Origin of the sequence: Flavobacterium sp. (assembly GCF_035456085.1) — a bacterium.
Taxonomy (GTDB): Bacteria; Bacteroidota; Bacteroidia; order Flavobacteriales; family Flavobacteriaceae; genus Flavobacterium.
Map to the genome: position 1 here is coordinate 19,526 of NZ_DATIDY010000080.1, position 12,423 is coordinate 31,948.

The window sequence follows — 12,423 nt, forward strand, 5'->3', positions numbered from 1 at the left end:
GTAATCTATTAAATCGATATTTTGCCGTTTATGAAAATTCTGGTTATACAACAAAAAATGATTGGCGATGTCTTGCTTAGTTCTGTCATTTGCAATAACTTAAGAATAGCTTATCCAAAAGCACAAATAGATTATTTGGTTTACGAATCCACTACACCAGTCTTGGAAGGAAACATTAGTATTGATAATATTATTTTATTTCAGGAAAAACATCGAAAGAGCAAAAAAGAACTACTAAAACTTGCTATTGAAATTAGAACCAATAATTATGATTTGCTTATTGATGCTTATTCAAAACTAGAGAGTTGGTTAATTGTATTTTTGAGTGGTGCTAAACGAAAAATTTCATATAAAAAGAAAGGGAGAACATTTTTATATACTGATAATGTCCCTTTTGAACCTCTACCAAAAACAAACTTAGGACTAGCAATAGAAAGAAGGCTTTCATTATTAGAACCTTTAGATTTAAACATCAAAATAGATCCACTACCGAAGCTTTTTGTTACTGAAAAAGAAAATCATGATGCCAAAGCTCTTTTTGAAAAACACAACCTCAAAAAAGACAAAAAAACAGTAATGACAAGCCTTTTGGGAAGCGAGAAATTAAAGACTTACCCATTAGAATATATGTCTAAAGTGGTGGATATTATAGCCGACAATCAAGATGTAAACATACTTTTTAATTACTTTCCAAAACAAATTGAAGACGCCAAATTTGTCTTGGATAACTGCAAAATTTCTACACAAGAAAAGGTATATTTCAATCTTTTAGGAAATGATTTACGATCATTTATTGCTATTATGAACCAATGCGATTTGATTATTGGTAACGACGGTGGCGCAATTAATATGGCAAAAGCATTAGGAAAACCTTCCTTTATTATTTTTTCACCTTGGATAGAAAAGAAAATTTGGGCGACTTTTGAAGATGGTATTCATCATCTTTCAGTTCATTTGAAAGACTATCGCCCAGACTTATTTGAACAGAAAACCGAAAAGATGCTTAAGAATGAATCTTTAATATTATATCAAGAATTTAAACCTGATTTTTTTGAAGACAAAATCAAATTATTTCTAAATCGAAATCTTAGCTCTCTATAAACATTTTTTCATAGAAAAAACCAGAATTACGATTTCCAAAATTTAAGTTTCTTTTTTAACTTTTGTTTTCTTTGGAATTTTTCTTGAAACTCCGTGGTATAAAACCACATTTTTTCAAAAATTTCTTGTTCAGTTTTTGCAGAATACCATTTTGCATATTCGTTACTCATAATGGCAACCATATCCTTTTGAGGAGTTAGACGAGAAAGGTTTTTCATTCTTTGATCAAAATCCATTTGACTGTGAAAATTCATTCTATTTAAATCCACTAAGAAAAATTCATATTTTCCATTAGCTGATTTTTTAATCAAGGTATTTCCTGGAGAATGGTCTAAAAATTCCACTCCATTTTGATGTAAATGGAATGAAAACTGAGTGAACTGTCTCAAAATATTTTCATTATCTGGAAATTCAGGAATTTCTACTAGTTCTCTATAAGTCAAATCGCATTCTAAATGCTCACTCACATAATAGCTGTCTTTTAAACCAATCCAATTGTAATTTTCAAAAAAAGCGATCGGTTCCGGAGTTCCAATCCCTTTTTCTAATAAAAGAGTAGCATATTCAAAAGAACGTCTGGCTTTTGATTTTCTAAAATATTTATAGGCAATTTTATTGACTAAATTAGGAATCTTAAACGATTTAATGTTTATTGTTTTTCCGTCTAAATCGAATAATTTAATGATGTTTCTTTTGCCATCGCCAAACAGAATACCTTCTGTTTTAAAGCTTTTAACAAAATTTATAACTTGAGCCTCACTTGTTTTATAAGCAAGATTTATTATGTATTTCATGAGATATTCCTAATTAACTTTTCCAAAAGTAAGTATTGCTTTTTAGACTTCAAATTAATATTGTATTTTCGCAAAAAAAAAAATGCCGCATTTAAAAAGTGTTTTTTTAGAAACACATAATATTAACAATAGAGCCAGTGGTTTAGGGACTTTTAATTATGAATTAATTAAAGGTTTAAATCAGCTTTGTTTTGATGATTTAGAAATACATCTCAATTCAGGAAGAACTAATCTGCTAAAAAATGAATTTGGCGATAAATTCAAATATCATAAATACTGGCCATTCCATAGATACAAATCCTTCAGGAGCTTTCATAAATTTGATTTATGGCATTCTGTAAATCAAAATTCTAAATTAGAACCAAGAATAAATAAAAAATATCTATTAACTATTCATGATGTGAATTTTGTTGAAGAAATTTCTTCGGACATGAATCACAAAAGAAATGTTTTATTTATTGAAAAATTAAAAAAAGCAGATACAATTACCTACATATCTGAATTTGCAAAACAACAAACCCATAAATATTTTCAAGTTCCAAATATTCCAGAAAAGATTATTTATAACGGAAATCCAATTTCAACATTACTTGATACATCATCGTATATAAGTAATGTACCTGTAGATAAACCGTTTTTTTACAGTATTGGTGATTTTATTGAAAGAAAAAATTTTACTTCAATCATTAATATGATGAAAACTATTAAAGATTTTAATTTAATAATATCTGGAAATGATACTAAAAAATATGGTGCAGTAATAAAAAAGCTAATAAGTGATAATGGATTAACAAATCAAGTTTTTTTAACTGGAAAAGTAAGTAATATGGGAAAACAATTCTTCATGAAGAACTGTACTGCTTTCCTTTTTCCATCCATTCGTGAAGGGTTCGGTTTACCACCAATTGAAGCAATGAGTTTTGGAAAACCAACATTCTTATCAGATAAAACTTCTCTTCCTGAAATTGGAGGAGATGTCGCTAATTATTGGACAAACTTTGACCCGGAATACATGAAAACAGTTTTATTTGATGGGTTAAACAGCTTTGAAAATGACAAAACTAATCACGAAATATTACTAAAACAAAGAGCTGCTAGTTTTGATTGGAAAGTTGCAGCAGCCGAATATTTTGACGTTTACAGCAATATTCTTAAATAATTCTATAATGGGTTTTCAAATTTAATTATAAAAAATTTAATTAAACTAAACCCAGCGATTCTTGTACATGGATATATGAAAAAACAAAAAGTCACGTTTTATGTGTAATCATTTAAAATAAAACTTATTCTCTTTACAGCAAAAAGAGTCTTAAACCTAAAATAAATGAGAAATCATTTATTACAACTACATTTGTACTAATTTTATATATTATAATTAATAATATTTTTGATGAAAATAACAATTATAAGCTTTGATAATTGGGGTTTTAATAATCATCTAGCGGCCAATCTAAAAAAAGAAGGTCACACGGTTAGGCATATTGATTTTAGTAATTTCATACATGAATATCCTAATTTTTTATATAGATACCACAACTTTTTTCTTAAAACAATATTCAAAAAGAATCGTAAAAACATTTTTTATGGAAACGAAATAATCAAGAAGTTAAAAGAAAATAATGAAATTCAAGATATAATTCTAACCATAAAAGGTGATTTTATTGATCCAAAATGTATTCTAAATTTTAAACAATACACTAAAAAATCAATTGCTTTTTTTAATGACAGTACAACTAGATGTCCTAAAATAATTCGGGTAATCCCAAATTTTGACGAAGTATATTCTTTTGAAAAAGAAGATTGTAATAAATATAATTTAAAATTTGTTACAAATTGGATATATGAAACAAATAAGAATACTAATGAAGCTGCTGAAGATAATTTTAAATACCAAATATTCAATATCAGTTCTATAGACAAAAGATTACCTGTTTTATCCAAAATTGCGACTCAGTTATTTGAAAGAAAAATAAACTATAAATTCATAATTTTTGATAAAAAGAATAGGAATAAAGGTGATTCAAATATTGAATTTATTACAAATCACGTTCCTCTAAATGAAGTGAACAAGTATATTCTCAACGCTCAAGTTTTACTAGACATCAACAGAAAAGGGCAAAAAGGACTTACTTTCAGAATTTTTGAAAGTCTTGGATTAGAAAAAAAACTAATTACAACCAACCCTGATATTCAAAATTATGATTTCTATAATCCTAATAATATTTTAATAATTGATGAAAAAAAACCTGAAATTCCTCTAGATTTTTTCAATAATGAATATCAAAAAATACCACAAGACATTCTTCAAAAATATACTATAGATGGATGGCTTTCAAAAGTAATATTTCAGAATAAAGATATATGAATAAAAAAATTTTCATCATTTGCCCTCCTAATAAGGCAACTGGTGGCCCAGAAGCTCTGCATCAATTAGGCCATGTTTTATTGTTGCTAGGGTTTGATGTAAAAATGTTATATTCAAAATACAAAAGCAACCCCATCCACCCTTTTTATAAAAGTTACAATGTTCCTTATACTTATAAAATCACCGATAATGCAGATAATATTGTAATAATTCCAGAATCTATGACTAATTGGATAGCGCGTTATCCTTTATCTGAAAAAAAAATATGGTGGCTTAGCCTTGATTTTTATGAGATTTTAATGAATAGTCGGGAAAAGAAAAAAAACTGGATAAGAAAATTATTTGTTCCATACAAACATACCGAATATCGTTTTGAACCCAATAAAACTATCACACATTGGTATCAGTCTCAAAGGGTAAAAGAATTTTTATTGACTAAAAAACTAGATAACGAAATTGCTTATTTATGTGATTATGTTACCGAACTTTTCTTTGATAATTTGCCAGAAACTTTTACAAAAGAAAATATCATTACCTACAACCCTAAAAAAGGCTTGGATAAAATCGAAAAATATATAACACTTCTCCCGCAATATGAATGGATTCCATTATCTGGTATGAGTAGAGAAGAAATGAGAAATACTTTACGAAAAGCAAAACTTCACATTGACTTTGGCTATTTTCCAGGACGTGACAAAATCCCTAGAGAAGCACTTGTTTCTGGGGTTTGTTTACTGACAGGTCGTGAGGGAACAGCTGGTTTCCGAGAAGATCTAGGCATTCCTGAAAAGTACAAATTACATTCAAATGAAATGCAAACCGAAAATGTCACCGAATTGATTATTAATGTGATGAATAATTATGAGAAGGTATTTAATGAATTCATAGATTTTAGAACATTTGTTATGAATGAAAAACAAAATATGATTGTGGATGTAAAAAAACTTTTTTCATAACATATTTTACTCGGATTCTATTTTAGCACACATAAAGCAAAACATTATGAAAATCTGTTTAGTTAGTTTTGATTCGACTTTTTTTGACCATAATATTATACTAGAATTAAAAAGAAGAAACATTGATGCAAATCACATTGATGCTTCACTATTCAAATACAAATACACATCGATTTTTGACAGGATTGGAAATACTTTTAAAAAATTATTTTTAAAAAAAAATAAAAAACAAAAAGCCTTAGAAACATATATCGTACAACAAATTACGAATCTTGGACATCAAGACATCATTTTATTTATAAGACCTGATAAAATAAGTAGAGAAACACATTTACAAATCAAAAAACTTACCAATCGATATCTTACTTATATTTATGACAGTTACAAAAGATTTCCAATTGATAATCTGCTAAATGGAATATTTGATGAAATATATTCATTCGATTTAATTGATACAAAAAAGTACAATTTCACTTTTATCCCAAATTATATTTATATGGAGAAAAGAGAAATAGAGTCAAAAAAAGTAAATGATAATATTTTTATAGTAATTTCTATTGACGAACGCTTTGATTTTCTAAATAGACTCGCTGATTATCTTTCTAATCATAAGATTAATTTTAAATTTATTGCCGTTGGAAAAAAATTACCAAAAAATAGTAATCCAAAAATTATTTACTCAAGAAAAATTTTACTTCCTAAAGATTTAAAAGAAGATTTAGAAAATTCAAAAATATATCTTGATTTAATTAGAAAAGATCATAATGGTTTAAGCTTCAGAATATTTGAAGCATTGGCAATGCAGAGAAAAATCATAACTACAAATGCCTCAATTAAAGAATATGATTTTTACAATCCTAATAATATTTTGATTCTAGATGAAAACGCAGAGATAGAAATAAGTCCAGATTTTCTTAATTCTCCATATGAACCTCTAAGTAACGAAATTTATTACAAATATACTATTGAAAATTGGGTAAACACTGTATTTAAAATATAAAGATGGGATTATTAAAAAGTGTAAAACGCTATTTTGCAAAGAAGAATATACTTGAAAAACAATTGGATCATTCAATACCTAACTACAATACTTACAATCCATTATGTAAATCTATTGTTTTTATAAGCCGAGCAATGCCAGCACCAGACAAAGATTCTGGTTCGAACAGGTTAAAAGAAACTATTTTAGCATTTAAAGAGCTAGGATATAATTGTATTATTTGCTCAAAAGACACTTATCGAACCAATGAATATGTAAAGTATTTTAGTGATTTAGGAGTTATTGTCTACGTTGAGACCAATCAGTATAGAAATTATTTTAGCTTTTTGAAATCTATACAAAAAGTAGATTATGTTTGGTTTTATGCTCCAGAATCTTTGAAGAAAAATTTAAGCAAAATATCGCGAATCTTACCTAAATCAAAAACAATTTTTGATATGGTTGATATTCACTTTTTACGTTTTCAAAGAGCTTTTGAATTAGAACCGACTCAAATATCACTTAAGAAAAAGCAAAAGGAATATTTTGAAATTGAAACAAAGCTAGCTCAAAAAGTAGATTACATAATTACAATATCCGATGTCGAAAAAGAAATTATGACTCAATATTTTAATGCTGACAAATTAATTACCATTTCAAATATTCACTATCCAAAAATAAATAAAGAACAGACTTTACCTTTTGAAAATAGAGAAGACTTACTTTTTATAGGTTCAATTCATGCACCAAATATAGATGCAATAAATTATCTCTGTAACGAAATAATGCCAATTGTTTGGGAAAAATTGCCGCAAGTGAAAGTGAATATTATTGGAAATGTAAATTCTAAAATTGTCGATTTAAAGAATCCAAATTTTGTATATCATGGTTACGTACCAGATATAGAACCTTTTTTTATTACAAATAAAATAATGGTAGCTCCTTTGCGATATGGCGCTGGAGTAAAAGGAAAAATAGGACAAGCTTTTGAATACTATTTGCCTGTCGTAACTTCTTCAATAGGAGCTGAAGGAATGAAATTGATTAACAGAAAGAATGCTTTAATTGATGATTCAAAAGATGGATTTGCCGCAGCAATAATTGAATTATATACAAATAAAAATCTATGGCTGGAGCTACAAAACAATTCTGAAAAAAGTTTAGAACCATTTTCCAAAGGAATCTTAAAGCAAACTCTTTTGTCTTTTCTAGAGTAATTATACAGGTAATATCCATTCAATAATCAATACTTCATTATCAACAAACAATAGTAAAAACTTCCAGCATAATATACCAATTGTGTATATTTGCCAGCCAATAATAATTGTAATGTTTTAATCAATTCCTATAAAATTAGAAAGATTAAAAAACAGTAAACTTCAATAATGAAAACAAAAGCCCGAATAATAGCTTTTTATTTGCCGCAATACCATCCAATTCCCGAAAACGATGAATGGTGGGGAAAAGGCTTTACAGAATGGACTAATGTAGGTAAGGCTAAATCTTTATTTAAAAAACATTATCAGCCAAGAGTTCCAGCGGATTTAGGCTATTATGATTTGCGTGTACCAGAAATTCGAAAAGCTCAAGCAGATATGGCCCGTGAATATGGTGTAGAAGGATTTTGTTATTGGCATTATTGGTTTGGTAATGGCAAAAGACTTATTGAAAGACCTTTTAACGAAGTAATTGCTTCTGGAGAACCAGATTTCCCATTTTGTTTAGCATGGGCAAACGAAACATGGAAAGGCTTTAACCATGGTTTAAAGAATCGTAATATTTTGATAGAACAGTTATATCCTGGCATAGAAGATTATACAGCACATTTTTTTGAGGTTTTACCCGCTTTTAAAGATAAAAGGTATATAAAAATCGAAAATAAACCAGTTTTTATGATTTATATGCCCTTAGCTCATTCTGAAATTCCAATATTTATAAAGACTTGGCGAAAACTCGCAACAGAAAATGGATTAGAAGGAATTTATTTCATCGGTCAGAATATGAATTTTACAATAAGTGATGAAACACTTTTAAATACCGGTATTGATGCGATAAATACTATGCGATTAGAGGAATTTTTAGCAGAAAAAAAATCTTTTGTACGTAAATTTTACAAAAGATATAATAAAATTTTTCGAAAAAGTATGAAGATCTATCCTTATGAAGTTGCTTCAAAAAAATTCATTTCCCCAGAGACCGATAAAAAGGAAAATGTTTATCCTAGTATCATTCCAGGATGGGATCATAGTCCACGTAGCGGTCGTGAAGGATTAATTTTGACAGACTCTACACCTGAATTATTTGAAAAACATGTTAAAGAAGCAGTTGAAATTGTAAAAGATAAAAATGATGAGCATAAAATTATTTTTATTAAATCATGGAATGAATGGGCAGAAGGCAATTATATGGAACCTGATTTATTATGGGGCACAAAATTTCTCGAAGCTCTAAAAAGACAAATTTTTAAATAATCATTCTAAAATATTACTATCAGGAATACTTATTAATTATAAAGTACATTTGCATTGTTTACAAAATACATACATCATCCATTCAGAATAATTTTCATGAAAAAACTACTATTACTTTTAATCTCATTTCTTTTTGGCATCCAAATTACAAAAGCTCAAAATATTTCTGTTGGCAACATTGATATGATCGAACAAAGAAGCAGGAATGAACAATTGCTAGGAAATTCAAATGCATTTGTTTCATACACTTTGCGCCCATTGGATTCAAAACTGGTTGATTCCGCTCAATCCAATTCTAAAAAAAAAGTAAATATCAAAGTACTTCCGATAACTCTCATTCAACAATATAATACATTTGCTCCGAGTGGCTGGAATGATGGGTCAATGATTCCTGCTAAAGGCTATCAGACACAATTAAGCGCTGGTTTTTTTGGAGAATACGGAATTTTGAGCGCACAAATTAGACCCGAATATGTATACGCAGATAATCCCAACTATGACACTTTTCCTCTGAAAGAGTCAAACGAAGTTCGAATCGCAAATATTTCGTATTTAAATACTACCGATTTACCAACTCCTTATGGAGACAAATCTTACAGCAAGCTAAACTGGGGACAAAGTAATATTAAAGTGAATATCAAGCAATTTTCAGTAGGGATATCTACCGAAAACTTATGGTGGGGACCAGGAATACAAAATTCATTAGTGATGAGTAATAACGCTACTGGATTTTTACATTTTACCTTAAATACCAGAAAGCCTGTAGAAACATACATTGGTAGTTTTGAAGGACAAATAATCTCAGGAAAACTAGAGGGTTCTGGATTGACTAGTCCAAAATCTCAATATATTATTGATGGTATAGATTACGAAATACCTAAAAGAAATGACTGGCGATATATCAATGGTCTTTCCATAAACTATCATCCTAAATGGATTCCCGGTTTATTTTTAGGACTAAATCGTACTATTCAAGTTTATCGAGAAGATATGGGACATAGTTTTTCTGATTATATGCCAATATTTATCCCTTTTCAGAAAAAAAACCTTAACAATGAAGACGCAAAAAACAGAGATCAACTAGCTTCATTATTCCTGCGATGGGTACTGAAAGAATCAAAATTTGAATTTTATGCCGAAAGTGGTTGGAATGACAATTCACAAGATTTAAATGACCTCTTTCAGTCGCCTGAACATTCCCGAGCTTATCTTGCTGGATTTACAAAAATATTTATGTTAAATAAAAATAAAAATCAATACTTAAAATTCAATTTTGAAAGTACACATCTGGAACAAAGTGCAGACCGGATTGTAAGACCAGCAGGCGCATGGTATCAGCATGGGATTATATTTCATGGATATACTAATAAAGGAGAAGTCCTTGGAGCAGGGATTGGACCAAGCAGCAATTTACAAACCTTGGATTTTAGCTTTTGGGAAAAGAATCAAGTATTTGGCATGCAAGTAGAGAGGTATGCGCATAATATGGATTTTTATTATGATGCTTACCAAGATGTCTCAAGAAAATGGGTTGATTTAGATGTAAACACTTATGCTTATAAAAAATTTGAAAATTTAAGTGTAAAAGCCAAAATGAACTTTTCGAAAATGTACAACTATCAATGGCAGTTAGGCCAGCATAATTTAAATGTACAGTTTCAACTTTCTTTACAATATCAATTATAATCTTTTGGGCTCACTTAAAAAAAATATTAGCAAAAAAGAAACAATTAATATTAAGACAAAATGGACATCAATCAAGAAATACTAAACGCATACGAAGTCATAAAAAATGGCGGAATCATACTCTACCCTACTGATACAGTATGGGGAATTGGTTGTGATGCAACTAATGCTGCAGCCGTTGCCAAAATATACAAACTCAAACAACGCGCCGAAACACAAAGTATGATTTGCCTGATGAATGGTGAAAAAATGATTTATAATGTTTTCAAAGAAATCCCCGAAGTAGCATGGCAAATTATGGACTTATCCGAGAATCCAACTACCCTTGTATTGGATAATCCAAGAAATCTGGCGTCAAACTTAATTGCTGCCGATAAAACTTTAGCAATTCGTATTGTTAAAGAACCTTTCTGTTTCAAATTAATGGAGCGAATGAAAAAACCTTTAGTTTCCACATCGGCAAATATTTCTGGTCAACCTACTCCAAAAAGTTTCAAAGAAATTAGTCCTGAAATTATAAAAGGCGTTGACTATGTTGTAAATTTGCACCACGATAAAATCGCTGGAAAACCTTCCACTATTATTAAATTGACGAGTGATTCGCAAGTGAAAATCATTCGGAAATAGTTTTTCGCCACGAATTCACAAATTTTATTTTTAAAATAATACGTTTTAATGACACAAATAATCCACAAAGACGAAAGTTTTCAAATTATGGGAATCCTATTTGATGTTCATAATAATTTGGGTGGAGGTTTTTCTGAAATTGTATATAAAGATGCGTTAGAATATGAATTTAAAAAACTAAATATTCCTTTCGAAAGAGAAAAAGAATATGATGTAAAGTATAAAGATATTATTTTAAACCATAAATTTTATGCCGATTTCGTAGTCTATGACACAATTATTTTAGAACTGAAATCGTGTGAAAAATTAGATTCAAAACATATTGCTCAATGCATCAATTACTTGAAAGTATCATCAAACAAACTGGCAATTTTAGCCAATTTTAATAATAAATCCCTTGAATACAAAAGAATTGTTTTGTAAAATCAAGAATTAATTTGTGCCATTTTTAAAACATAAACAATCATAAATGATTTAATTCGTGAATTCGTGGCTATAAAAATATGAACTACAAAGAAGCCTTACATAATAAAATATTCGAAGTCATTTCACAGGCTTCCCAAGAGCTCCATGTCGAAAGTTATGTCATTGGCGGTTTTGTACGTGACTTACTTTTAAAAAGAGATTTCAAAAAAGACATCGATGTTGTTGCCGTTGGTAGCGGAATCGAATTGGCATTGAAAGTATCTGATTTGCTTCCTAAGAAACCAAAAGTACAGGTTTTTAAGACATACGGAACTGCTATGTTACGTTTTGAAGATACCGAAATAGAATTTGTTGGAGCCCGAAAAGAATCCTATAATCATGATAGCCGAAATCCAATTGTTGAAAATGGTACGCTTAAAGACGACCAAAACAGACGTGATTTTACGATTAATGCGTTGGCATTATCATTAAATTCAAACACATTTGGTAATCTCTTAGATCCTTTCGACGGTATTGTTGATTTGGAAAACAAAATCATAAAAACCCCACTCGATCCTGATGTTACTTTCTCTGATGACCCATTGCGAATGCTCAGAGGTATTCGATTTGCAACTCAATTAGGCTTTGATATTGACCAAAATTCATTGGACTCTATTACCAAAAACGCAGAACGAATCAAAATCATTTCCGGAGAACGCATTGTCGAAGAATTAAACAAAATCCTTTCGACAGATAAACCTTCTGTTGGATTTTTATTATTGTTTAAAACTGGTCTTTTAGATATTATTCTTCCTGAACTGACAGCTTTAAATCAAGTGGAAGAAATTGAAGGTCATACACACAAAAATAATTTTTACCATACTCTCGAAGTTGTCGATAATATTTGCCCAAATACAGATGATGTTTGGTTGCGTTGGTCGGCTTTATTGCATGATATTGGAAAAGCACCAACCAAGCGCTTCAACAAAAAACAAGGCTGGACTTTTCACGGACATGAATTTTTGGGTGGAAAAATGGC

At 29.4% G+C, this 12,423-nt stretch carries 12 protein-coding genes; 11 read left to right on the forward strand and 1 reads right to left on the reverse strand.

The annotated features are described in order from the left end of the window. Positions 1-57: 57 nt before the first annotated feature. Entirely contained in the window at positions 58-1,101 is a 1,044-nt protein-coding gene (locus tag VLC96_RS05900) for a glycosyltransferase family 9 protein (RefSeq protein ID WP_325261293.1), read from the forward strand. A 26-nt stretch (positions 1,102-1,127) separates the two neighbouring features. Here VLC96_RS05900 and VLC96_RS05905 read toward each other — a convergent pair whose 3' ends face one another. Beyond that, on the reverse strand, positions 1,128-1,895 hold the full coding sequence (locus VLC96_RS05905) for a lipopolysaccharide kinase InaA family protein (RefSeq protein ID WP_325261294.1): 768 nt from the start codon (positions 1,893-1,895) through the stop codon (positions 1,128-1,130). Between the two features lie 82 nt (positions 1,896-1,977). Between VLC96_RS05905 and VLC96_RS05910 the strand changes: the two genes are divergently transcribed. The 10 genes from VLC96_RS05910 to VLC96_RS05955 all read left to right on the forward strand — a co-directional run. Beyond that, positions 1,978-3,054, forward strand: a complete 1,077-nt coding sequence (locus VLC96_RS05910) for a glycosyltransferase family 4 protein (RefSeq protein ID WP_325261296.1) — start codon at positions 1,978-1,980, stop codon at positions 3,052-3,054. Positions 3,055-3,285: 231 nt separating this feature from the next. Continuing rightward, entirely contained in the window at positions 3,286-4,260 is a 975-nt protein-coding gene (locus VLC96_RS05915) for a WaaS/CpsH family glycosyltransferase (RefSeq protein WP_325261298.1), read from the forward strand. Continuing rightward, positions 4,257-5,216, forward strand: a complete 960-nt coding sequence (locus VLC96_RS05920) for a hypothetical protein (RefSeq protein WP_325261300.1) — start codon at positions 4,257-4,259, stop codon at positions 5,214-5,216. The genes VLC96_RS05915 and VLC96_RS05920 overlap by 4 nt, the downstream gene beginning before the upstream one ends. A gap of 46 nt (positions 5,217-5,262) precedes the next feature. Next, positions 5,263-6,216: a WaaS/CpsH family glycosyltransferase gene (locus VLC96_RS05925; RefSeq protein WP_325261302.1), complete on the forward strand. Its 954-nt coding sequence runs from the start codon at positions 5,263-5,265 to the stop codon at positions 6,214-6,216. 2 nt (positions 6,217-6,218) lie between these two features. Continuing rightward, positions 6,219-7,412 carry a glycosyltransferase gene (locus VLC96_RS05930; RefSeq protein ID WP_325261304.1) on the forward strand — a complete coding sequence of 398 codons (1,194 nt, stop codon included), beginning with the start codon at positions 6,219-6,221 and terminating at the stop codon, positions 7,410-7,412. A gap of 168 nt (positions 7,413-7,580) precedes the next feature. After that, entirely contained in the window at positions 7,581-8,666 is a 1,086-nt protein-coding gene (locus VLC96_RS05935; protein ID WP_325261306.1) for a glycosyltransferase WbsX family protein, read from the forward strand. Between the two features lie 96 nt (positions 8,667-8,762). Then, on the forward strand, positions 8,763-10,352 hold the full coding sequence (locus tag VLC96_RS05940) for a capsule assembly Wzi family protein (protein WP_325261307.1): 1,590 nt from the start codon (positions 8,763-8,765) through the stop codon (positions 10,350-10,352). 60 nt (positions 10,353-10,412) lie between these two features. After that, positions 10,413-10,979: an L-threonylcarbamoyladenylate synthase gene (locus VLC96_RS05945; protein WP_325261309.1), complete on the forward strand. Its 567-nt coding sequence runs from the start codon at positions 10,413-10,415 to the stop codon at positions 10,977-10,979. A 48-nt stretch (positions 10,980-11,027) separates the two neighbouring features. Then, the gene (locus tag VLC96_RS05950; protein WP_325261310.1) at positions 11,028-11,402 is read left to right on the forward strand and encodes a GxxExxY protein; all 375 of its coding nucleotides are present in this window, start codon (positions 11,028-11,030) and stop codon (positions 11,400-11,402) included. 80 nt (positions 11,403-11,482) lie between these two features. After that, on the forward strand, positions 11,483-12,423 hold a 941-nt coding region (locus VLC96_RS05955), incomplete at its 3' end, for a CCA tRNA nucleotidyltransferase (RefSeq protein ID WP_325261312.1).